At 61.4% G+C, this 21,299-nt stretch carries 21 protein-coding genes and 1 tRNA gene; 12 read left to right on the top strand and 10 right to left on the bottom strand.

What is annotated here, in order from left to right:
- Nucleotides 1-17 precede the first annotated feature (17 nt).
- The 5 genes from ATY77_RS23715 to ATY77_RS23695 form a co-directional block, all read right to left on the bottom strand.
- Nucleotides 18-1,661 (bottom strand): ABC transporter substrate-binding protein, encoded by a 1,644-nt coding sequence (locus ATY77_RS23715; protein WP_088689093.1) that lies wholly within the window; start codon nucleotides 1,659-1,661, stop codon nucleotides 18-20.
- A gap of 99 nt (nucleotides 1,662-1,760) precedes the next feature.
- On the bottom strand, nucleotides 1,761-2,819 hold the full coding sequence (locus tag ATY77_RS23710; protein WP_088689092.1) for a dipeptidase: 1,059 nt from the start codon (nucleotides 2,817-2,819) through the stop codon (nucleotides 1,761-1,763).
- A 167-nt stretch (nucleotides 2,820-2,986) separates the two neighbouring features.
- A complete protein-coding gene (locus ATY77_RS23705) occupies nucleotides 2,987-4,012 on the bottom strand; it encodes an ABC transporter permease (protein ID WP_088689091.1) in 1,026 nt (341 codons plus the stop codon).
- Nucleotides 4,013-4,045: 33 nt separating this feature from the next.
- Nucleotides 4,046-5,587, bottom strand: a complete 1,542-nt coding sequence (locus ATY77_RS23700) for a sugar ABC transporter ATP-binding protein (protein ID WP_088689090.1) — start codon at nucleotides 5,585-5,587, stop codon at nucleotides 4,046-4,048.
- Nucleotides 5,588-5,656: 69 nt separating this feature from the next.
- Entirely contained in the window at nucleotides 5,657-6,586 is a 930-nt protein-coding gene (locus ATY77_RS23695; protein ID WP_088677430.1) for a sugar ABC transporter substrate-binding protein, read from the bottom strand.
- 363 nt (nucleotides 6,587-6,949) lie between these two features.
- Here ATY77_RS23695 and ATY77_RS23690 point away from each other — a divergent pair, with 363 nt between their 5' ends.
- A complete protein-coding gene (locus ATY77_RS23690) occupies nucleotides 6,950-7,447 on the top strand; it encodes a DUF1993 domain-containing protein (RefSeq protein WP_088689089.1) in 498 nt (165 codons plus the stop codon).
- A gap of 15 nt (nucleotides 7,448-7,462) precedes the next feature.
- Here ATY77_RS23690 and ATY77_RS23685 read toward each other — a convergent pair whose 3' ends face one another.
- On the bottom strand, nucleotides 7,463-9,022 hold the full coding sequence (locus ATY77_RS23685; protein ID WP_088689088.1) for an alkaline phosphatase family protein: 1,560 nt from the start codon (nucleotides 9,020-9,022) through the stop codon (nucleotides 7,463-7,465).
- Nucleotides 9,000-9,983 (bottom strand): UDP-glucose 4-epimerase GalE, encoded by a 984-nt coding sequence (gene galE / locus ATY77_RS23680; RefSeq protein WP_088677428.1) that lies wholly within the window; start codon nucleotides 9,981-9,983, stop codon nucleotides 9,000-9,002. The genes ATY77_RS23685 and galE overlap by 23 nt, the downstream gene beginning before the upstream one ends.
- Nucleotides 9,984-10,199: 216 nt before the next feature.
- Here galE and ATY77_RS23675 point away from each other — a divergent pair, with 216 nt between their 5' ends.
- Nucleotides 10,200-10,844: a ThuA domain-containing protein gene (locus tag ATY77_RS23675; protein ID WP_088689087.1), complete on the top strand. Its 645-nt coding sequence runs from the start codon at nucleotides 10,200-10,202 to the stop codon at nucleotides 10,842-10,844.
- A gap of 66 nt (nucleotides 10,845-10,910) precedes the next feature.
- Here ATY77_RS23675 and ATY77_RS23670 read toward each other — a convergent pair whose 3' ends face one another.
- Entirely contained in the window at nucleotides 10,911-11,165 is a 255-nt protein-coding gene (locus ATY77_RS23670; protein WP_088689086.1) for a DUF2934 domain-containing protein, read from the bottom strand.
- Between the two features lie 240 nt (nucleotides 11,166-11,405).
- Between ATY77_RS23670 and ATY77_RS23665 the strand changes: the two genes are divergently transcribed.
- Together ATY77_RS23665 and ATY77_RS23660 are read left to right on the top strand one after the other, a co-directional pair.
- A complete protein-coding gene (locus ATY77_RS23665; protein ID WP_088689085.1) occupies nucleotides 11,406-12,842 on the top strand; it encodes a DUF6880 family protein in 1,437 nt (478 codons plus the stop codon).
- Between the two features lie 37 nt (nucleotides 12,843-12,879).
- A complete protein-coding gene (locus ATY77_RS23660; protein WP_088689084.1) occupies nucleotides 12,880-13,440 on the top strand; it encodes a thioredoxin domain-containing protein in 561 nt (186 codons plus the stop codon).
- Between the two features lie 51 nt (nucleotides 13,441-13,491).
- On the opposite strand, the gene ATY77_RS23655 is transcribed toward ATY77_RS23660, so the two are convergent.
- Nucleotides 13,492-13,581 (bottom strand) — tRNA-Ser (locus ATY77_RS23655).
- A 305-nt stretch (nucleotides 13,582-13,886) separates the two neighbouring features.
- Between ATY77_RS23655 and rplU the strand changes: the two genes are divergently transcribed.
- From rplU to ATY77_RS23635, 4 genes are all read left to right on the top strand, one after another.
- The gene (gene rplU / locus ATY77_RS23650) at nucleotides 13,887-14,204 is read left to right on the top strand and encodes a 50S ribosomal protein L21 (protein WP_088677425.1); all 318 of its coding nucleotides are present in this window, start codon (nucleotides 13,887-13,889) and stop codon (nucleotides 14,202-14,204) included.
- A gap of 33 nt (nucleotides 14,205-14,237) precedes the next feature.
- Entirely contained in the window at nucleotides 14,238-14,507 is a 270-nt protein-coding gene (gene rpmA / locus ATY77_RS23645; protein ID WP_003567620.1) for a 50S ribosomal protein L27, read from the top strand.
- 125 nt (nucleotides 14,508-14,632) lie between these two features.
- Nucleotides 14,633-15,289, top strand: a complete 657-nt coding sequence (locus ATY77_RS23640; RefSeq protein WP_088677424.1) for a GNAT family protein — start codon at nucleotides 14,633-14,635, stop codon at nucleotides 15,287-15,289.
- Nucleotides 15,286-15,873, top strand: coding sequence for a GNAT family N-acetyltransferase (locus tag ATY77_RS23635; protein WP_088689083.1), 588 nt, complete (start codon nucleotides 15,286-15,288; stop codon nucleotides 15,871-15,873). The genes ATY77_RS23640 and ATY77_RS23635 overlap by 4 nt, the downstream gene beginning before the upstream one ends.
- Before the next feature lie 90 nt (nucleotides 15,874-15,963).
- Here ATY77_RS23635 and ATY77_RS23630 read toward each other — a convergent pair whose 3' ends face one another.
- Nucleotides 15,964-16,830 carry an endonuclease/exonuclease/phosphatase family protein gene (locus ATY77_RS23630; protein WP_088689082.1) on the bottom strand — a complete coding sequence of 289 codons (867 nt, stop codon included), beginning with the start codon at nucleotides 16,828-16,830 and terminating at the stop codon, nucleotides 15,964-15,966.
- Between the two features lie 84 nt (nucleotides 16,831-16,914).
- On the opposite strand from ATY77_RS23630, the gene obgE reads away from it, so the two are divergent.
- From obgE to ATY77_RS23610, 4 genes are read left to right on the top strand one after another with little or no spacing between them, the layout of a single operon-like run.
- Nucleotides 16,915-17,997, top strand: coding sequence for a GTPase ObgE (gene obgE / locus ATY77_RS23625; protein WP_088689081.1), 1,083 nt, complete (start codon nucleotides 16,915-16,917; stop codon nucleotides 17,995-17,997).
- Nucleotides 17,984-19,153 carry a glutamate 5-kinase gene (gene proB, locus ATY77_RS23620; RefSeq protein ID WP_088689080.1) on the top strand — a complete coding sequence of 390 codons (1,170 nt, stop codon included), beginning with the start codon at nucleotides 17,984-17,986 and terminating at the stop codon, nucleotides 19,151-19,153. Before obgE ends, proB begins: the two co-directional genes overlap by 14 nt.
- Nucleotides 19,146-20,429 (top strand): glutamate-5-semialdehyde dehydrogenase, encoded by a 1,284-nt coding sequence (locus ATY77_RS23615; protein ID WP_088689079.1) that lies wholly within the window; start codon nucleotides 19,146-19,148, stop codon nucleotides 20,427-20,429. The genes proB and ATY77_RS23615 overlap by 8 nt, the downstream gene beginning before the upstream one ends.
- A 37-nt stretch (nucleotides 20,430-20,466) precedes the next feature.
- A complete protein-coding gene (locus ATY77_RS23610; RefSeq protein WP_245314394.1) occupies nucleotides 20,467-21,066 on the top strand; it encodes a nicotinate-nucleotide adenylyltransferase in 600 nt (199 codons plus the stop codon).
- Nucleotides 21,067-21,299 lie beyond the last annotated feature (233 nt).

The raw sequence follows: 21,299 nt of genomic DNA, 5'->3' as shown, positions 1-21,299 counted from the left end.
CACTCAACCCCGCCGGATCATTCCTTGGCGATCGGGCCGACGAAGTTGGTGTCGAAGCTCGGACCCAGCTTGAAATCCTTCAGGCTCTTCCTATAGCCGGCCACTTCGGTCTGCTGGAAGATGATGACGAAGGGGCTGTTGGCGAGAAACTTCTTCTGGACATCCTCGTAGATCGCTGCGCGCTTGGCGCCGTCCCGCTCGAGCAATGCAGCCTTCGTCTGCTTGTCGAGTTCCGGCGCTTCCCAGGTGTTGCGCCATGCGAGGGTCTTCACCGTGCCGGCGTCGGAATTGTCGGGATTGCTCGTGAAGGTGTCGGCATTGGAATTCGGGTCGAAGTAATCGGAGCCCCAATTGCCGATATACATATCGTGGGTGCGGGCGCGATATTTGGTCAGCGTCTGCTTGCCGTCGCCGGGGATGATCTCCAGCTTCACGCCGGCCTGCGCCAGCGACTGCTGCATGGATTCGGCAATGCCGGTCACCGGCTGCGTGTTGCGCACGTCCATGGTCACCGAGAAGCCGTCGGGCAAGCCGGCCTTGGCCAGCAGTTCCTTGGCCTTGGCGACATCGAGCTTGTAGGGATTTTCGTCGAGCGCGCCGAGCTGGCCCTCCGGCAGGAAGGTCTGGTGGATCTCGCCGATGCCCTTGATCAGCGTCGCGCCGATCGCGTCGTAATCGACCAGATATTTGAACGCCTCCTGAACTTCGGGCTTCTTCAGGTTTTCGTTCTTGTTGTTCAGGCTGACGTAGTAGATCGTGCCCTTCGGCGCACTTGTCGTCGCCAGATCGGTATTCTTGGAAACGGCGTCGATATCGCCCGGCTCGAGATTGCGGGCGATATCGATGTCACCGGCTTCGAGCGCCAGCCGCTGGGCCGAGCTTTCCTTCATGTAGCGATAGATGACGCGGTTTAGCTTCGGCTTGTCGCCGTAATAATTGTCGTTGCGCTCCAGCACGACGACTTCGTTGGCCCGCCATTCGCGCAGCTTGAAGGCGCCGGAGCCGGCATAGCCAGTCTTCAACCATTCATTGCCGAAATCATTATCGTATTTGTGCTCGGCATCCGGCGTCACGGCCTTCACATGCTCCAGCACCAGCTTCTTGTCGACGACGGAAGCAACGGTCGCGGTCAGGCAATTGAGCACGAAGCTCGGCGCATAGGCCTTATCGACCGTGAGGACGAAGGTGTTGGCGTCGGCCGCCTTGGCCTTTTCCGTGACGTTGTCGCCGGTCAGGCCGAACTGCGTGAGAATGAAGGCGGGGCTCTTGTCGAGCTTGACAGCGCGCTCGAACGACCAGGCGACATCTTCGGCGGTGATCGGATTGCCGGAGGCGAATTTCAGGCCGGGTTTCAGCTTGAACGTATAGGTGAGGCCGTCATCCGAAACGCTCCAGCTTTCGGCGAGATCGCCCTTCACCTTTGACGTATCGGCGAGATCGAGACGGACAAGCAGGCTGTAGCTGTTGCTGGTGATCTCCGCCGTCGAAAGCTCGAAAGCCTCGCCCGGATCCATCGTGATGATGTCGTCGATGGCAAAACCTTCGACAAGCGTGTCCTTGGGCGTTTCGGCGAAGGCGGACGGTGCCGTCATCATCAGGAGCGAAAGGGCGGCTCCGGCGGAAAGCATGCGGATATTGCGGCTGAGCTTGGTGATCATCATGGTCTGTTCCCCTGTTCTTGATTGATTACGAAGCGTTAGGTCGGTCATTCCCCATTAAACTATTGTCCATTCCGAGCGCGTCCAGAGGCGCGCGGTGCTTTAGGCGCGGTCCTCCCGCCAAGCTTGCGCCAGAATACGAAGCCAATTTTCACGGGCAAGTTTCGTGAGATCCTCCTCACCATATCCAACCTCCCGGAGAGCGGCAATCAGCTTCTGATTGCCGGCCGCATCGCCGATTTCCTCAGGAATGGTGGCACCGTCGAAGTCCGATCCGAGCGCGACGCAATCGATGCCGATGCGGTTCACGAGATAGTCGATATGGCGGATCATATCGGCGAGCGGCGTATCGCTGTCCGAGCGGCCGTCGGCACGCAGCATGGCCGTCGCATAATTGACGCCGACGAGGCCGCGGCTTTCGCGGATCGCATCAAGCTGCCTGTCCGTGAGGTTGCGCGCGACCGGCGTCAGCGCGTGAGCATTGGAATGGCTGGCGACCAGCGGCTGGTCCGTCGTTTTCGCCACGTCCCAGAAACCCTTCTCGGTGATATGGGCAAGGTCGATGAGGATGCCGAGGCGATTGCACTCCTTGACCAGCGCAAAGCCGGCATCGGTGAGGCCGGGCGCGGTATCCGGCGACATCGGGAAGGCGAAGGGCACGCCATAGCCGAAGACGTTATGCCTGCTCCAGACCGGGCCGAGCGACCGCAGTCCCACCGCATGAAACACCTCGAGCACCGAGAGATCGGCGCCGATCGCCTCGCAGCCTTCCATATGCAGGACCGCGGCGAAAATGCCGTCCGCCACGGCGCCGCGGATATCCTTGACCGTCCGGCAGAGCCGCCAGGCGCCCGCCCGGTCGAGCCGCAGCGCGATCGCCGCCATCTCATTGGCAACGACAAGGGAGGGCAAGGGATCGAGAGGCGCCGCCATCGGCGTGACATAACGGCCTTCGGCATCCGGATCGGCAAAGACGAGATCACCGGAGGGAATATAGATGGCGCAGAGGCCGCCGGAGAGGCCGCCTTCCCTGGCTCGATGCGCATCGATATGGCCGGCCGTCGTGCCGTCTTTGAATTCCGCGATCGGATCGCTGCCGTCTTTTGCGTGTGTCCAGAGCCGAAGAAGAACGTCGTTATGACCGTCGAATACGAATTGCATTTGTCTTCCTGCACTGCCCGAGGCGGGGCCTATGACGTGGCAGAATAGAAAAGCTGGCGGGATTCGCCATCCCTTTTTTTAAAAATCTGCGTCCTCTTCAAGAGCTTCGCCGCAAACGGAAACGGGGGCCGAAGCCCCCGCATGATGATTGTTCTCGCTGATCGAGATCAGTGCTTGCGCCTTTTCTTCTGCCTGTAGACGTCGACGACGACGGCTGCGACGATGATGACGCCCTTGACGATTTCCTGGTAGTAGGCGTCGATCCTAAGGAACGTGAAGCCTGACGTCATGACGCCGAGGATGATGGTGCCGATGACGGTGCCAGTGATGCGCCCGACGCCGCCGGTGAGCGAAGTGCCGCCAATGACGGTCGCGGCGATCGCATCGAGTTCGTATCCGACGCCCATGCTCGCCTGTGCGGTTTCAGCGCGCGCCGCCGTGACGATACCGGCAAGCCCGGCGAGCAGTCCGGCAATCACGTAGACCTTGACGAGATGCGCCTCGATATTGATGCCCGAAACGCGTGCCGCCTGGGGGTTCGCGCCGATAGCATAGGTGAACTTGCCGTAGCGGGTGTAGCGCAGCGCAATGTGGAAGATCAGCGCCACGACCAGGAAGACGACGACCGGCCATGCCTTGGTCCCGATGAAGTGGAACTGCTCGGTGATGCCGGAAACCGGCTGTCCCTTTGTATACCACTTGGCGACGCCTCGGGCCGAAACGAACATGCCGAGCGTTGCGATGAACGGCGGGATCTTCGTATAGGCGATGAGCGCGCCGTTTATGAGACCGGCGGCCGCCCCGATCAGCAGGCCGATCATGATCGGCACGACGGCGGGCAGATCGGTCAGCGAGGGGAAGACGGCCCGTCCCCAGGTGGAGGATTGGGCAAAGCTCGTCGCGATCATCGCCGTCATGCCGACGACCGATCCCGACGAAAGGTCGATGCCACCGGTAATGATGACCTGGGTGACGCCGACGGCGATGATGCCGATGACGGAGACCTGCAGGATCATGATCGTCAGGCGCTGCGAGTTCATCAGGAAGCTCTGGCCGATGAACAGCCAGCCGAGCACTTCATAGACCAGCGCAATGCCGACGAGCACGAGGAAGATGCTGAGTTCCGGCGGCATACGCCGCCGTCTCGGCCGGGTTGCGAGCGGGGCGGCGCCCTCTGCTGCCTTGCTATTCATGTCAACCTCCCTTGGGCGATCACAGGCGGCGCGTCACCGCGCAGCCAGCTCCATCACCTTGATCTGCGTTGCTTCATCGCGATTGAGGAAACCGGTCACTCGGCCTTCATGCATGACCATGATGCGGTCGCTCATCCCGAGCACTTCGGGCATTTCGGACGAGATCATGATGATCGCCACGCCGTTGCGCGCCATTTCGGTGACCAGGCGGTGGATTTCGGCCTTGGCCCCGACGTCGATGCCGCGCGTCGGCTCGTCGAGGATCAGGATCTTCGGATGGGTGAGCAGCCAACGCCCGATCAGCACTTTCTGCTGATTGCCGCCCGAAAGATTCTCCACGCGTTCGTAGAGGTTGGGCGTCTTGACGCGCAGCCTCTTCGCCATGTCTTCGCAGGTCGCCTCGAGCGCGCCCTGCTGCACGAAGCCGCCCTTGACATATCTGTCCTGCAGAACGGCGATCTGCATGTTTTCGAGAATATCGAGGATCAGCAAGCAGCCGGTATCCTTCCGGTCTTCCGTCAGGAACGCCATCTGGTGGCGGATGGCGTCGGTCGGCGAGGCAATGTTCACCGGCTTGCCGAAGAGTTCGACCGAACCGGAGCTTGCCGGCGTCACGCCGAAAAGCGTTTCGGCCACGTTCGACCGCCCGGAGCCGACGAGGCCGGCCACGCCGAGGATCTCGCCGGCCCTCACTTCGAAGGAAACGTCGCGGAAGACGCCGTTGAGACAGAGATCCTTGACGGAGAGCACGACCTCGCCGATCGGCACTTCTTCCTTCGGAAACATCTGGGTGATCTCGCGCCCGACCATCATTCGGATGATGTCGTCGCGGGTGACCTCGGTCGAGGCATGCGTGCCGATATAGCGGCCGTCGCGAAAGACGGAGAACTCGTCGGCGATTTCGAAGAGCTCGTTCATCTTGTGGGTGATGTAGACGATGCCGATGCCCTGGGACCTGAGATCGCGGATGATGCGGAAAAGATGCTCGACCTCGCGCTCGGTCAACGCCGATGTCGGCTCGTCCATGATGAGGACGTCGGAATTATAGGAAACCGCCTTGGCGATCTCGACCATCTGCCGGTTTGCGACCGACAGGTGGCGGACTTCGATTTCCGGATCGAGCGCGATGTTGAGCCGGGCAAACAGCTCCTCGGTCATGCGGCGCATCGCGCCATGATCGACGAAGCCGAAACGGTTCTTCGGCTCGCGGCGGATCCAGATATTTTCCGCGACCGTCATGAACGGCATCAGATTCAGTTCCTGATGGATCATGGCAATGCCGTTCTCCAGCGCGTCGAGCGGGGATTTCAGCCGGATGTCGACGCCCTTGAGGCGGATATCGCCCTTGTCGGGCGTATAGATGCCGGCGAGGATCTTCATCAGCGTCGATTTGCCGGCGCCGTTTTCACCCATCAGCGCATGCACAGAGGCGCGCTTCAGCCGGAACTGCACGTCGTCGAGTGCGACGACGCCTGGAAATTCCTTGCGAACGCCCTCGGCGCTCAAGAGATATTCCGCATTCGGAACCGCGCCGCTTGCGCGCACGGCTGCCATGGTTGTCGGGCTGACGGCCATATCATCTCCTCCGGATACGGACAGGCTGAAAGGATGCGGGCCGAGCCCGCATCCTGCTTGGCGTTCGCCTCAGTTCTTGGCGACGAAGTCCTTGACGTTTTCAGGCGTGACGAGCTGGAAGGGGATGTAGACCTTCTTCTCGACCTTTTCGCCCTTGGCAATCTTGAGCGCCGTATCGAGCGCGCCCTTGCCCTGGCCGGCAGCGTCCTGGAAGACGGTGACGTCAAGGTCGCCTGCCTGCATGGCGGCAAGCGCGTCCTGCGTGGCGTCGACGCCGCCGACGACGACCTTGGTCATGTCCTTGCCGGCAGCCTTCAGCGCCTGGATGGCGCCGATCGCCATTTCGTCATTGTTAGAGATCACAGCGTCGAATTCGATGCCGCTGGAGAGCCAGTTGGTCATCAGGTCGGCGCCCTGGGTGCGATCCCAGTTGGCCGTCTGCTCTTCGACGATCTCGATGCCCTTGCACTCGTCGGTCTTGACGACGTCATGAATGTCCTGGGTCCGCATGCGCGCAGCCTGGTTGGAAAGCTCGCCCATGATGACGACAGCCTTGCCCTTGCCGCCGAGAATGCGGCAAATTTCCTTGGTTTCCAGCGTGCCGGATTCCTGCTCGTTGGAAGCGACGAAAGCCTGCTTTTCCGGCAGCGTGTCGACGTTGACCGGCTGGCGGTTGACGTAAACCAGCGGAATGCCGGCATCGGCCGCGAGCTTCGACATTGCCGTCGTCGCATCGGTATCGACAGGGTTGACGATGATCGCATCGACCTTGGAGGCGATGAAGTTCTGGATCTGGCTCTGCTGCTTGGAAACGTCGTTCTGCGCGTCTTCCACCTGCAGCGTGACGCCGTTCAGCGTCTTTGCATAATCGGTCATGCCATTGCGCAGAACGGTCAGGAAGTTGTCGTCGAACTTCGCCATCGACACGCCAACCGTCTCCGCGTGGGCCGCCGTCGACATGACGAGCGCCATCGCAGTGCCCAGGATAAACTTTTTCATTTCACTTCCTCCACAAATGGTGCCCGGCTGCACCCTCCTCACGCCGGAGCTCCAGGTTATTTGCCCTGAGAGCTGCATCCCCTGCATGCACCACCTCTCCCGTGGCACTCCGCAAAACGGAACAAACAAACCGTAAAATTTGTTCTGCGGAATATTCATTCCATTTTCTGGGAACGGCGTCAAGTCTCTTTAGCGGCGATGAGACACGGACGGCTGCGTGGTAACCCAGCCTCGCGACCATCGATGACATTCCCTCCATTGTGAAACACAAGGGCCGCCTCCATCTATGCGGGATCGCGGCCAGCTCAGGCCTTCGGCCTCTCGCTGCGGTCCGATCATTTGAGAATTTTGGAGACAGGACTGATGTCCATTTCGATCTATCGCCTCACCGTTCCCATGTTTCAGCGCGGGCTTGCCAGCCTGAAAACCTATCTCGACAAGGCCGAAGCCTATGCGCGGGAAAAGAATATCGATCCTGCCATTTTGGTTTCCGCCCGCCTTGCGCCCGACATGCTGCCATTTTCCGGCCAATATCAGCGCGCCAGCGACACCGCCAAATTTGCGCTCTCCCGGCTGACAGCGACGGAAGCGCCAAAATTCGAGGATAATGAGAAGACGATCGAGGAACTGCGCGAGCGGCTTGCAAAGACCGAAGCCTATCTCGCCGGCTTCTCCGCCGAAGCTCTTGATGGCGCGGAAAGCCGTGAGATCACCCTGCCGGGCAAGAGCGGCATCGTGCTGCCGGGCGACGAATATATCGCCACCTTCGCCCTGCCGAATTTCTATTTCCACGTCGCGACGGCCCATGCGATCCTGCGCAACCAGGGCGCACCGGTCGGCAAGCGCGATTATCTCGGCTGATCTGACACGGTAATATCAGGGCCGGCGGATCACCGGCCCTCTTTCCGTCAGCTCGGTATAGGCGAGCGTTTGGTCGAGATGCCGCGCCTTCAGCGAGAGCAGCTTTTCGGCATAGGCAAGCCGCACCGCCGCATAGGCCGGATCCGCCGCAATATTGTTCAGCTCCATGGGATCCTCGCGGAGATCGAAGAGCAGCGGCGGCAGCGCGGTGAAATGCACATATTTGAACCTGGAATCGCGGATCACTGCGAGATTGCATTCGTTGGAGCCGATGCCGAAATGGCGCTCCGCATCGCTGCCGGCGATGTCGCGGAAATCGAATTCCCAGAATGCCGCGTCCCGCCAGGCCTCGGCGCGCCCGCCCTGGACGAACGGCATGAGCGACCGGCCATCGAGGCCGTTCTTTGCATCGATGCCGAGCCTTTGGCAAAGGGTCGGAAAAATATCGGCGGCGCTGGTGAAATCGTCGACAACCCCGCCTGCGGCACCGCTTGCGGGATCGCGAATGACCAGCGGAATATGATAGCTGCCGTCGAAGAAGCCGCCCTTCCCCAGCGTCCAGTGATCGCCCGCCATCTCGGCGTGGTCGGAGGTAAAGACGACGAGCGTATTCTCCCAGGCGCCCGCGTCCTTCAGGGCCTGCCAGATGCGGCCGAGCTGGTCGTCGACCTCCGCTATCATGCCGTAATAAATCGCCCGGATCGCCGCGAAATCCTCGGCATTCCAGCCGCTGAGCGGCCCCGTTGCGCCATAGACGAAGCTGCCTTTGTCGGAGCGCGGCATGGCATAGGCGAAATAAAGGTGACTGTCCTCTTCCGCCTGGGCGTCTGCTGCGCGGGCAAAAGCCGGTCCGTCACCCGGCCTGAACATCCGGTTGAACGGTTCCGGCACGGAAAATGGCGGATGCGGACGCAGGAAAGAGACATGCGCGAACCACGGCCTGTCCTGTTCGCCCATCCAGCGGATGAATTCGCCGGCCAGGAAAGCCGTCTGCGTCTCGTCACGCGAATAGGCCGGCGCCGCATCGGAGATTTCTCCCGGCTCTGCGCCGACCGGAATATGGATGTCGCGGCTGACGGCATCGGCATGGCCGCGGGACCTGAGCCAGGAGAGCCACTGCCTCTCATGCTCCGGCAGAAGCTGGCGGGCGGTGAAGCCCGGCAGTAGACCTTCATAGGTCGTCAGGTGCGGATCATTGGCATCCATGCCGCGCGGATCGGGAGCGGTGTCGGTATAGCCGAACAGCGTCGGGTCGTATCCGGCCCGCCGCGCCGCCAGGGCCAGATTGTCGAAGCGGGCATCGAGCGGCGAACCATTGCGGCAGACGCGATGGTTCATCTGGTAGAGGCCGGTATAAAGTGTCGCCCGCGCCGGCGAGCAGGGTGCCGCCCCGGCATAGTGCCGCCGGAATAGCGTGCCTTCCCGCGCCAACGCATCGACGGCAGGCGTTTTCACGCAAGCATGGTCTAGGGAAGACAGGCAGTCGCCGCGCCACTGATCCGCCGTGATCAGCAGAACGTTCGGCCCGCGGCCCGTTTCAATTCCGGTTGGCTCAATGCTGGTTGGATTTTGCATGCCAGTCCCAGGCGGAGCGGATGATCTGAGAGAGATCATACTGCGGCACCCAGCCGAGCACATCACGCGCCTTGTCGTTATTGGCAACCAGCGTGTGCGAATCGCCCTCGCGACGGCCGATATATTCGACCGGGAAAGGCCTGTTCGACACGTCCTCGATCGCGCCGAGCAATTCCTTGACCGTCGTGCCGGTGCCGGTGCCGAGGTTGAGCGCGACGGACTCTCCGCCGTTGAGCAGATATTCGACGGCACGCACATGCGCATCGGCAAGGTCGAGCACATGAATATAGTCGCGCACGCAGGTGCCGTCGCGCGTCTCGTAATCGCTGCCGAACACCTTGAAGCCCTGGCGGCGGCCGAGCGCCGCATCGATCGCCAGCGGGATCGCATGGGTTTCCGGCTGATGCCACTCGCCGATCCGGCCCTCGAAATCGGCGCCGGCCGCATTGAAGTAGCGCAGCACCACCGAGCGCAGGCTCTTATACTGGTCGTAATCGGCGAGCGCCTGCTCGACGATATATTTCGTCCGGCCGTAGGGATTGATCGGCACTTGCCGATGCGTCTCGTCGAGCGGCACGCTCTGCGGCAGGCCGTAGGTCGCGCAGGTGGAGGAGAAGACGAAGGCGTTGATCCCGGCCGCCTGCGCCGCCGAAAGCAGCGTCAGAGTGCCGATCACATTGTTCTCGTAGAAGGAAACCGGATCCTTGACCGATTCGCCAACCTCGATCAGCGCCGCGAAATGCAGGATCGCCGCCGGCTTGTGCTCGGCGAGCACCTCGTCCAGCCGGGCGCGGTCGCGAATATCGCCTTCTTCGGCCGGCCCCCATTTGACGAACTCGCGATGGCCGTTCGAAAAATTGTCGAAGACGACAGGCTTATAGCCCTTGTTCGCCAGGTCGAGACACGTATGCGAGCCGATATAGCCGGCGCCGCCGACCACAAGAACCGTTTCACCTGCCATGCACCATCCTTGCAAATTCAATGAGAGATAGGCGGAACCTAGACGAGATACACGTCAATAAAAAGAAGGAACTTCAATCCGCTTGAACGGACAATACGTCGAATACCGAAGAGCTCCCGACCAACGCCGCTGCTGCGAGCCTTGGCGCATAATTCGCGTGATTTGCATAATCGTCTGATCTAGTGGGCGAAGAATGATTTGCGCGGAGGGCACGACATGAAGAAGGCGATCATCGTCTGGGGCGGCTGGCAGGGCCATGAGCCGGAACAATGCGCCGGCATCGTCGCCGAGCTCCTGCGCGAGGACGGTTTCGCCGTCGAAGTGACCGGCGATCTCGGCATCTTCGCATCGCCTCAGCTCGCCAAGGCCGATCTTCTCGTCCCCATCATTACCGGCGAGACGCTGGAAAAGCCCCATGCCAGCGCCCTTGTCGAGGCGGTGCGCGGCGGGCTGGGACTCGCCGGCCATCACGGCGCGCTCGCCACCTCCTTCAAGGAAAGCGCCGCCTTCCGTTACGTCTCCGGCGTCACTTGGGTTGCCCATCCCGGCAATATCATCGATTTCCACGTCGGCGTCACCCGCCAGGAAGACCCCGTCATGGAGGGCATTCCCGACTTCGACTATCACTCGGAGCAATATTATCTGCATTACGACCCGAGCGTCGAAATCCTCGCGACGACGACCTTTACCGGCGCTTATGACCCGGCGGCGCGCAATGTCGTGATGCCCGTCGTCTTCAAGCGCCATTTCGGCGCCGGCCGCATCTTCTATTCGGCTCTCGGCCACGTCGCCGCCGAATTCGACCATCCCTATATGCCGCTGATCCTGCGCCGCGGCCTGAACTGGGCCGCCCGCCAGTAACGTCGGGCAGGTCTCTTCTGTGCCAATCCGGGCAGGAAACCGCTCGGCACCTTTGCTGAGATCGCCTTAAAGAGCTGCTTTTCGCTGCCGCTCGTTTTCGACTTCGGGGACCGGCTCGTCATAGATCCGCATCAGCCGCCCGGCTGCCTTCAGCTTGGCGATGAGATCATTTCCATCGGGCGAGGCCTTCGTCAGCTCCAGCTGCTCGAATTCCTTGAGCGCCTGCAGCCAATGGCTTTCCCCACGCCCCTCCGGCCGGCCTTCCGATTCCCACAGCGAATAAGCGCGCTGGCTGACCCAGGCGTCCCTATTGTGACTCATAAACAAACCCCAGCCGAAAAATTTGGAAGCAAATATCGATAGCCAGCAAGGTGACAAACCCGGCTTTAGGAGTCGTTACGAGGCAGCGTTATTTTTTGGCTAACGGCCATGATTCAGCGAGACTAAGCGCCGATAAAATCATACGAATTCACGATACGATATACCGGCAACTCCTCCCTCGGCAGCTTGGACTGATGTGAATACCGAGTTAGGCTCGGCGCGAAACGACAGCGGGGGTCCATGGCAGCAAAGACAACTCTCAACGCGAAGAACCTGGAAGCTCTCGGAGCGCAACGTCTCGCCGAACTGCTGATCGAAATCAGCACCGGCAGCGCCGCCCATAAACGGCGGCTTCGCATGGAACTGGCCGGCAATCAGGGCAGTACCGAGGTCGCGCGCGAGATCCGCAAGCGCCTCGGCAGCATCGCGCGAGCGCAGAGCGTCATCGAATGGCATAAAGTAAAAACCGTCAACGCGGACCTTGAAACACAGCGATCTGCGATCGTCACCGTCGTGGCCGCCGACGATCCGAAGGAAGCATTCGACCTCATCTGGCAATTCCTTGCCGTTGCCGATTCGATATTCTACCGATCCAACAGCAGCGACCGCGCGTTCATCGAAACATTCCATCAGGCATGCGCCGACGCGGGCGTCATCGCCAGGGCTGCGGGGATCGGTATCGATGTCCTTGCCGACAGGATCTTCGCTGCGCTGCAGGATAACGACTACGGCCAATATGATCCGCTGATCGCCGAGATGGTTCCGGCGCTGGGCAAGGACGGCCTGGAGCGTTTGAAGAGCCTTCTGCTGGAATGGTTGAACGAACCGGAGGAGGAGCCTCTCGACGACGACCGGGAAATTCTCGGCTGGAGCGGCAGCGGACCGATCTACCAGAACGAGATCTATGCAAAGCATCGGCAATTGGCGGCGCGCATCGCTCTGCAGGAAATCGCCGATGCCCAGGATGATGTCGATGCCTTCATCGCCCAGCAGCCGGAAGAGACCTTAAGGGCGCCGATGGTCGCGACCGCGATTTCCGACCGCTTGCTCCTGGCTGGACGCGCCGAGGAAGCATTGAGGATTTTGGACGGCGTCGATCACCGGGGACGGTTCGAAATGCCTTTTGAATGGCAGGAAGCCCGCGTCGAAACGCTCGAAGCGCTCGGACGGGGGGAGGAAGCGCAGGCCTATCGATGGCAATGCTTCGAGCAGTCATTGAACGGGGAGCACCTTCGCGCTTTCCTGCGAAAGCTCGCCGACTTCGACGACATCGAGGCCGAGGAGAAGGCATTCGCCTTCGCCCAAGATTTTCCGGATATTCATCGAGCCCTTGCCTTTTTCCTTGCCTGGCCCTTACCGCCCGAAGCTGCGAAACTCATCTTCAAGCGCCAGGCGGAACTGGACGGCGACCTTTACGAGCTGATGACTTCGGCCGCCGAAATGCTGCAGGAGAAACATCCGCTCGCGGCAACCGTGCTGTTACGCTCGATGATCGGCTTCGCCCTCGACAACGGCCGATCCAGTCGTTACCGGCATGCCGCGCGCCATCTGGCGGAATGCGCCTCGCTAGCGCCTCATATCGACGATTTCGGCAGCGTCCAGCCTCACGACGCCTATGTCACCGAGCTGAAGCGTCAACATGGGAAGAAGCATGGCTTCTGGAGCCTGATGCATTAAGCCGAACAGCCGATTTCACGAACAAAAAGGACACCACATGACTGGAATTTCGTGGCACACAGATCCGCTCGCTTGGGGCAATGGCCCGTGCATTTTCGAAGTATTCCTAGAGCCCACCTGCCCTTACTCCGTCAGAGCGTTCAACAAGCTCGATGCCCTCCTCGATCAAGCCGGCAAAGACAAGATCACGATCAAAATCCGCCTGCAGTCGCAGTCCTGGCATATGTATTCCGGCGTGATCGTCCGCTGCATCATCGCGGCCTCGACGCTGGAGGGCGGCAAAGAGACGGCAAAGAAGGTCATGGCCGCCGTTGCCGCTCATGGCGACGAATTCGAATTCGAGCGTCACGCTGGCGGCGCGAATATGGATGCAACGCCGAACCAGATCATTGAGCGCCTCGAAGCCTATAGCGGTGTGAAGCTCAAGGAAGCCTTCGCGATTCCCGATCTCGACCGGGAGATCAAATGGCACTGCAAATACGCCCGGCAAAACGGCGTTCATGTCTCCCCGACCTTCATGATCGACGGTCTGGTGCAGGCGGATATGAGCAGTGGCGATGAGGTTGCGGTCTGGGTGAAGAAGGTGCTGGGCAACTGACGCCAGCTATGCCGGCGTCCGGAAATCACAAGCTGGCACCAGGAAAAATTATGGCGGAGAGGGTGGGATTTGAACCCACGATACCCTTGCAGGTATGCCGCATTTCGAGTGCGGTGCATTCGACCACTCTGCCACCTCTCCGCGGTCAGGTCGGCGCTTGTTCGGCGCGGGCGTTCTCATAACGGGCCTATGACAGGTTGGCAAGCCGAAAAGTCGAAGCATTCCATCCTTTTGCCTTGACACTTTTTTGTCACTCGCGTATCTCGGCTGCGCAATAGGTTTGGAGTAATCCGTGCCTTGCCAGTCTCGCGCTCGCGCGGGGCGTTTCACCGGCAGGAAGAGCTCGAGGCCAGCCCTCTGAAATCCCTGCTTAACTTCGACTGATAAAAAGACGGCCACCCTGCTGATCAGCGGGGAGAGCTGGAACGAACATGAAAGGATAAAAAATGTTCGCAGTCATCAAGACCGGCGGTAAACAGTACCGTGTGGCAGCCAACGACGTGCTGACCATCGAAAAGCTGGAAGCCACCGCTGGCGACTCCATTGAATTCACCGAAGTTCTCGTGATCGGCGAAGGCGCCGACGCGGCGATCGGTGCGCCCTTCGTAGCCGGCGCCTCCGTCAAGGCGGAAGTCGTCGACCAGACCCGCGGCAAGAAGGTCATCGCCTTCAAGAAGCGCCGCCGTCAGAATTCGAAGCGTTCGCGCGGCCATCGTCAGCATCACACGGTCGTCCGTATCACGGACATCGTGGCTGCCAAGTAAGATCAACGGGACAAGGTTTAAAGGAGAACTCCAATGGCACACAAAAAAGCTGGCGGTTCCTCGCGCAACGGTCGCGATTCCGAATCCAAGCGCCTTGGCGTGAAGAAGTTCGGCGGCGAAGCCGTCATCGCAGGCAACATCCTCGTGCGTCAGCGCGGGACGCAGTGGCATCCGGGTTCCAACGTCGGCCTCGGCAAGGATCACACGATTTTTGCGCTTACCGCCGGCAATGTGAACTACCGAACGAAGGCCAACGGTCGCGTCTACGTGTCTGTCATGCCGAAAGCGGAAGCAGCGGAATAAGCCGGTAGCGCTCAAAAACAGCCGGCGTCTCATCGACCCGGCTGGCCGTATCAGGTTCAGTCCAGAAAACAGGGGAGATGGGGCGCCATCTCCCCTTTTTCTTTGTCCAAACAGGAGGACTGAACATGCAAGGCGAATTGATAAGGGTCGACCAATCACGGTCGCCCAGGGAAGACCAGCGGTCTCCCAAGGAACGGCTGAGGCCGGAGCGGTTAAGGACCGATTGCCCTGTCTTGTTATCGGAAAGGCTCGTCATGCGCGCGCCCCACGAGGAAGACATTGACGCCCTTGCCCATCTCGCCAACAACGCCAAAGTCGCCACCATGGTATCGCGTATGCCGCACCCATATACCGCCAATGATGCCGCCGACTTTGTTTGGCGGACGCGAAATGGCGAGATTGGCAAGTGCGTCTATGCCATCACCAAAGCCGAAAACGGCGCCTTCATGGGGTGCTGCGGCGTCGAACCGCATACCGACGGCAAGACGGTCGAGATCGGTTACTGGCTGGGTGAGCCCTTCTGGAACCAGGGTTACACGACCGAGGCTTGCCATGCCCTCGTCGACATGGTGTTCAGGACGAGGCAGCAGGTCGACCAGATCGACGCCCGATGCCGGGTCATGAACGTCGCCTCGCGGCGTGTCATCCAGAAGTGCGGCTTCCAGTTCCAGGGATCGGGGCTTGCCGCGTCGCTGGCGCTCGGCAGCAACGTGCCGGTCGAATGGTACAGGCTCGACCGCAAGACCTGGATGTCCCTCAGAAGCTGGGGGAACATCGCATGAGCACGACGGCACTGCAAAGGCCGGAGTTGAAGTCGATGATGCCCGGCCCCGCGCCGGTCATCTCGACAGCCCGGCTGACGCTCCGCCCCCACAGGCTGAGCGATGCGCCCGCCATCGCGGAATCGCTTTCCGATTTCGCGGTGACGCGCATGCTTTCCCGCGTACCCGCGCCCTTCGACAGGCAGGATGCGCTGGACTGGCTGATCCCGGTCACGTCAGGCACGCTGCCGGACTGGCCGCTGGCGATAACGGGTAAGGACGATGTCCATATCGGCAACGTTTCGCTCGAGTTGCGCCACGGCCGCTGGCACCTCGGCTACTGGCTGAACCGCTACTATTGGCGGCGCGGCTATATGAGCGAGGCGGTGGCGGCGATCATCGAGCGCTTCTCGCGCCGCATGCCGGAGACGCCGATCCATTCCGGCGTCTTCGCCGACAACCCGGCTTCGCTACGGCTGCAGGAAAAGCTCGGATTCCGCATGACGGGTTGCGTCGAAATCTATTGTTTCGCCCGCAACACGATGGTGTCGCACATCGAAACCGTGCTGCAGCCTGGCATGCTGCAGCCGCGGAAGGTCGCCTGACAGAGCATGATCCCGAAAAGTATGAGCGGTTTTCGGAATAACATCATGCTCATACCAAAACGGAGACGCCGCCCACCGGCGGCGTCTTCTTCAGTCATCGATCTCGACCCATAGGGGGAAATGATCGGACCCAACGGATTGCGTATCGATCCGTGCGGATTTCAACCGGCCCTTCAGGCCGCAACTGACGAAACAATAGTCGAGATGCATGCGTTCGCCGCCATCCTCAGGATTCATCCAGCTGTAGCTTTCCGGGCGATAGGCATCGAGCGCGGCGAAGGCATCGATCGGCGTGCCGATCCTCGCAACCCGGCCGTAATATCCACCGGCAGCCCCCGCAAGCGCGCAATATTCCGGCGATTCCGGCTCCATGTTGAAATCGCCCATGATGATATAATTCTCCGGCAGCGGCGGCTCCGGCAGATCGAATTCGGCCGCCCCCGTCAGCGATCCACCGACCTGGACGAAGGCGTTGATATGCGTGTTCAGGAATTGCAGCTGGCGGATGCGCTCGTCGGGCGACACGTGGTCGAGATGGACGGAATAGACGCGGATCGCGCCGCCAGGAGCGGCGATCACCGCCTCGGTGGCGCCGCGCTGCGGATTGATCTTGCCGATCGTGCGGCTGCGCGGCAGAAGCAGCGTCCGCGTCGAAAGGATCGGCCAGCGCGACAGCACCATGTTGCCGAACTGGAAGCGGGTGCCGCGCCCCGGCCGCAGCCCGCTTTCATCAGCCTCGATATGCAGATCGCAGGCCGGCCCATACACCCAGAAATGGTCGGGAAAGAAGGCTGCGATATCGCCCGGCATATCGGCGAAACCGTTGCGGGAGAAGCCTCGGGTCACCTCCTGTAGAGAGATGACATCGGCGCCTTCGAGGCTCCGGGCAATACGTTCGAGATCGTATCTGCCGTCGAGACCGAAGCCGTACTGTATGTTATAGCTCGCAAAAATCACGATAATCTTTGACCTCCGTCGGAACCGCCTATATCGAATGGGTCAAGACGGGCCGTCCAACTGCCACCGGATACTGGAAGTAAAATGAAATTTCTCGACGAAGCAAAGGTCTATATCCGCTCAGGCGACGGCGGCGGGGGCAGCGTTTCCTTCCGGCGCGAGAAATTCATCGAGTTCGGCGGCCCCGACGGCGGCGACGGCGGACGCGGCGGCGACGTCTGGGTCGAGGCCGTCAATGGGCTCAACACGCTGATCGATTTCCGCTATCAGCAGCATTTCAAGGCGACGATCGGCACCCATGGCATGGGCCGCAACCGCACCGGCGCCAACGGCAGCGATGTGACGCTGAAGGTTCCTGTCGGCACCCAGATCTTCGAGGAAGACAGGGAAACGCTGATCTGTGACCTGACCGAGGAAGGCCAGCGCTTCTGCCTCGCCCATGGCGGCAATGGCGGCTTCGGCAACGCCCATTTCAAAACCTCGGTCAATCAGGCGCCGGATTGGGCCAATCCCGGCCTGCCCGGTGAGGAAAAAACCATCTGGCTGCGGCTGAAGCTGATTGCCGATGCTGGCCTCGTCGGCCTGCCGAATGCCGGCAAGTCGACATTTCTCGCATCGGTCACCCGCGCCCGGCCGAAGATCGCCAACTATCCCTTCACGACGCTGCATCCCAATCTCGGCGTTGCCACGGTCGACGAGCGGGAATTCATCCTTGCCGACATTCCGGGCCTGATCGAAGGCGCCCATGAGGGCGTCGGCATTGGCGACCGTTTCCTTGGCCATGTCGAGCGCACCCGCGTGCTGCTGCATCTCGTCTCCGCCCAGGAAGAAAAGGTCGGCAAGGCCTATAAAACGGTCAAGCATGAGCTCGAAGCCTATGGCAACGAGCTGACCGACAAGCCCGAGATCGTGGCACTGTCGCAGATCGACGTGCTCGACGAGGCCGAACTGAAGAAGAAGACGAAAGAGCTGGCCAAGGCCTGCGGCAAGACGCCGTTCCAGATTTCGGCGGCCACCGGTAAGGGTATGACCGAGGTCCTGCGCGCGCTGCGCGACATCATCGTCGAGGCGAATACAGAGGAAAAACCGGCCAAGGTGCCGAAGCTCAGGCATCGCGACATGATTGTCACCGAAGAGGGTGAGGATGGGGTCGATGACCAGCCGTAAGCCACTTGGCCGCTACCGCCGTATCGTCATCAAGATCGGCTCGGCTCTCCTGGTCGACCGCAAGGCCGGACTGAAGAAAGCCTGGCTCGACGCCATGTGCGCCGATATATCAGGCCTGAAGGCCAAGGGCATCGATGTGCTCGTCGTCTCCTCGGGTGCGATCGCGCTCGGCCGCTCGGTGCTCGACCTGCCCTCGGGGGCGCTGAAGCTCGAGGAAAGCCAGGCGGCTGCCGCCGTCGGCCAGATCGCGCTGGCGCGCGCCTGGTCGGAAAGCCTGTCGCGCGACGAGATCGTCGCCGGCCAGATCCTGCTGACGCTCGGCGATACCGAAGAGCGCCGCCGCTATCTCAATGCGCGCGCCACGATCAACCAGCTTTTGAAAATCGGCGCCGTGCCTATTATCAACGAGAACGATACGGTCGCGACCAGCGAAATCCGCTATGGCGACAATGACCGCCTCGCCGCCCGCGTCGCGACGATGACCGGCGCCGACCTGCTCATTCTTCTCTCCGATATCGACGGCCTCTACACCGCGCCGCCGCATCTCGATCCGAATGCGGCCTTTCTCGAGACGATCGGCGAAATTACGCCCGAGATCGAGGCGATGGCCGGCGGTGCGGCCTCCGAGCTTTCGCGCGGCGGCATGCGCACGAAGATCGATGCCGGCAAGATCGCGACGACATCGGGCTGCGCCATGATCATCGCTTCGGGCAAGACCGAAAGCCCGCTGTCGGCGATCGAAAACGGCGCGCGCTCCTCCTGGTTCGCCCCTTCGGGCACACCCGTCACTGCCCGCAAGACCTGGATCGCAGGGCAGTTGCAGCCGGCCGGCGAACTGCATGTCGATGAGGGCGCCGTCACGGCGCTGGGCGCCGGCAAGAGCCTGCTTCCGGCCGGCGTGCGCAGCGTTACCGGACTTTTCAGCCGCGGCGATACCGTTGCGATCATCGGCCCTGAAGGCCGCGAGATCGCCCGTGGCCTCGCCAGCTACGATGCCGAGGATGCCCGCCGGATCGCCGGCCGTAAATCGGCGGAGATCGAGGCGATCCTCGGTTATGCCGGCCGCGCCGCCATGGTCCATCGCGACGACATGGTGATGACCGCGCAGCTCAGACAGAAATCGGAAAGGCAGAAGAAGGACGCGAGCTATGCTTGATACCGTTGCGCCGAGCCCTGACATTGACGCGCTGATGAACGACATCGGCCGCAAGGCCAAGGCTGCCGCGCGACCGTTGGGCTTTGCCTCCACCGAGGCGAAGAACCGCGCCCTGAATGCCATGGCCGATGCGATCCTCGCCAACAAGGCGCAGATCCTGGTCGAAAACGCCAAGGATCTGAAGGATACCGAAGGCAGCGAGATGCTTGCCTCCTTCGTCGACCGGCTGACGCTGAACGACAAGCGCATCGCCGAGATGGCCGAGGGTATCCGCGCCATTGCCGCTCTTGCCGATCCGGTCGGTGAAGTCATCGCCGCCTGGGACCGCCCGAACGGCCTGAAGATCGAGCGCGTCCGCACGCCGCTCGGCGTCATCGGCGTGATCTTCGAAAGCCGGCCGAACGTCACGGCCGATGCCGGCGCGCTTTGCCTCAAGGCGGGCAATGCCGTCATCCTGCGCTGCGGCTCGGATTCGCGCCGTTCATCGCAGGCTATTCATGCCTGCATGGTCGACGGCCTGAAGGCGGCAGGACTTCCAGAGCATGCTATCCAGCTCGTTCCGGTGTCGGACCGCGCCGCCGTCGGCGCCATGCTGCGCGGCCTGGACGGATCGATCGACGTCATCGTGCCGCGCGGCGGCAAGAGCCTGGTCGCGCGCGTGCAGAACGAGGCCCGCGTGCCGGTCTTTGCCCATCTGGAAGGCCTTTGCCACATTTATGTCGACGCATCGGCCGATATCGAGATGGCCAAGAAGATCGTCGTCAACGCCAAGATGCGCCGCACCGGCATCTGCGGCGCAGCCGAAACGCTGCTCGTCGATGGCGCAGCGATCGGCACGCATCTGACGCCGCTGCTTCAGGTTCTAACTGACGCCGGCTGCGAGATCCGCGCCTCGGCGACGGTGCTGAAGGTCGCTCCCGGCATGAGGCCCGCGACCGAAGAGGACTGGTCGACCGAATATCTCGACGCGATCATTTCTGTCGCCGTCGTCGACGGCATATCGGGCGCGATCGCCCATATCCAGAAATATTCCTCGAACCACACCGAGGCCGTGATCGCCGAGGACCCCGCCGTTGTCGAGCGCTTCTTCACCGAAGTCGATTCGGCGATCCTGCTGCACAATGCCTCGACGCAGTTTGCCGATGGCGGCGAGTTCGGCATGGGCGCGGAAATCGGCATTGCCACCGGCAAGATGCATGCCCGCGGACCCGTCGGCGTCGAACAGCTCACCTCCTTCAAATACCGGGTGCGCGGTGCCGGACAGACCCGACCCTGACGTGACGACGGAAAACCTGGACCGGCGTTATCTCCGCATGCCGCATAGCGAGCGCGGCATGATCATCGGCCTGTTCGGCGGTTCGTTCAATCCGCCGCATCAAGGCCATGCATTGGTCGCCGAGATCGCCATCAGGCGGCTCGGCCTCGACCAGCTCTGGTGGATGGTAACGCCGGGCAACCCGCTGAAAAGCCGCAATCTTCTCGCGCCGCTTGCCGCGCGCATCGCGGAGAGCGAGCGGATCGCCACCGATCCGCGCATCAAGGTCACCGCTTTCGAACAGGCGCTCGGCGTCAGCTACACCGCCAATACGCTCGCCCGCGTCAAAGCCCGCAATCCGCATGTGCATTTCATCTGGATCATGGGAGCCGACAGCCTGCAGACCTTCGACAAATGGCAGAAATGGCAGGAGATCGCCCGCACCTTCCCGATCGCCGTGATCGACCGGCCGGGCGCCACACTCTCCTACCTCTCCTCGAAAATGACGAGAACCTTCGATTTCGCCCGGATCGACGAGGACGACGCACGCGTTCTCTGGAAGAAGCCGGCCCCGGCCTGGACCTTCATTCACGGGCCGCGCTCGGGCCTGAGTTCGACGGCCATCCGCAACGGCTCGCTGCCGGGCACGGCCGAATAGATCGATTTTCAAGGATATTGCTGAAACGAGAAAGCCCGACGGGGGAGGAGATCCGTCGGGCTTATAAGCTCGATCGACAACTGGGAGGAGGAGTGTTGTCGATCCTGTCGAACGGCTATGGGAGGAGGAGAAAGCCGTTTCGATGAGTGTGTTGTACCATATTCCCTGGGAAGGTGAATATCGATTTGTGCAATGCAGCAATGCGGGCGATGCAAGACTGAGGGCGGGAGGCC

Source organism: Rhizobium sp. R634 (assembly GCF_002211305.1).
Classification (GTDB): Bacteria; Pseudomonadota; Alphaproteobacteria; order Rhizobiales; family Rhizobiaceae; genus Rhizobium.
Note: the sequence above shows the minus strand (reverse complement) of the source record. Positions and strands in the feature narration are given on the sequence as shown.

Excerpts from the sequence above, each read along its gene's own strand:
- ATY77_RS23715 (WP_088689093.1), bottom strand. The coding sequence starts at position 1,661 with ATGATGATCACCAAGCTCAGCCGCAATATCCGCATGCTTTCCGCCGGA.
- ATY77_RS23710 (WP_088689092.1), bottom strand. The coding sequence starts at position 2,819 with ATGCAATTCGTATTCGACGGTCATAACGACGTTCTTCTTCGGCTCTGG.
- ATY77_RS23705 (WP_088689091.1), bottom strand. The coding sequence starts at position 4,012 with ATGAATAGCAAGGCAGCAGAGGGCGCCGCCCCGCTCGCAACCCGGCCG.
- ATY77_RS23700 (WP_088689090.1), bottom strand. The coding sequence starts at position 5,587 with ATGGCCGTCAGCCCGACAACCATGGCAGCCGTGCGCGCAAGCGGCGCG.
- ATY77_RS23695 (WP_088677430.1), bottom strand. The coding sequence starts at position 6,586 with ATGAAAAAGTTTATCCTGGGCACTGCGATGGCGCTCGTCATGTCGACG.
- ATY77_RS23690 (WP_088689089.1), top strand. The coding sequence starts at position 6,950 with ATGTCCATTTCGATCTATCGCCTCACCGTTCCCATGTTTCAGCGCGGG.
- ATY77_RS23685 (WP_088689088.1), bottom strand. The coding sequence starts at position 9,022 with ATGCAAAATCCAACCAGCATTGAGCCAACCGGAATTGAAACGGGCCGC.
- galE (WP_088677428.1), bottom strand. The coding sequence starts at position 9,983 with ATGGCAGGTGAAACGGTTCTTGTGGTCGGCGGCGCCGGCTATATCGGC.
- ATY77_RS23675 (WP_088689087.1), top strand. The coding sequence starts at position 10,200 with ATGAAGAAGGCGATCATCGTCTGGGGCGGCTGGCAGGGCCATGAGCCG.
- ATY77_RS23670 (WP_088689086.1), bottom strand. The coding sequence starts at position 11,165 with ATGAGTCACAATAGGGACGCCTGGGTCAGCCAGCGCGCTTATTCGCTG.
- ATY77_RS23665 (WP_088689085.1), top strand. The coding sequence starts at position 11,406 with ATGGCAGCAAAGACAACTCTCAACGCGAAGAACCTGGAAGCTCTCGGA.
- ATY77_RS23660 (WP_088689084.1), top strand. The coding sequence starts at position 12,880 with ATGACTGGAATTTCGTGGCACACAGATCCGCTCGCTTGGGGCAATGGC.
- rplU (WP_088677425.1), top strand. The coding sequence starts at position 13,887 with ATGTTCGCAGTCATCAAGACCGGCGGTAAACAGTACCGTGTGGCAGCC.
- rpmA (WP_003567620.1), top strand. The coding sequence starts at position 14,238 with ATGGCACACAAAAAAGCTGGCGGTTCCTCGCGCAACGGTCGCGATTCC.
- ATY77_RS23640 (WP_088677424.1), top strand. The coding sequence starts at position 14,633 with ATGCAAGGCGAATTGATAAGGGTCGACCAATCACGGTCGCCCAGGGAA.
- ATY77_RS23635 (WP_088689083.1), top strand. The coding sequence starts at position 15,286 with ATGAGCACGACGGCACTGCAAAGGCCGGAGTTGAAGTCGATGATGCCC.
- obgE (WP_088689081.1), top strand. The coding sequence starts at position 16,915 with ATGAAATTTCTCGACGAAGCAAAGGTCTATATCCGCTCAGGCGACGGC.
- proB (WP_088689080.1), top strand. The coding sequence starts at position 17,984 with ATGACCAGCCGTAAGCCACTTGGCCGCTACCGCCGTATCGTCATCAAG.
- ATY77_RS23615 (WP_088689079.1), top strand. The coding sequence starts at position 19,146 with ATGCTTGATACCGTTGCGCCGAGCCCTGACATTGACGCGCTGATGAAC.
- ATY77_RS23610 (WP_245314394.1), top strand. The coding sequence starts at position 20,467 with ATGCCGCATAGCGAGCGCGGCATGATCATCGGCCTGTTCGGCGGTTCG.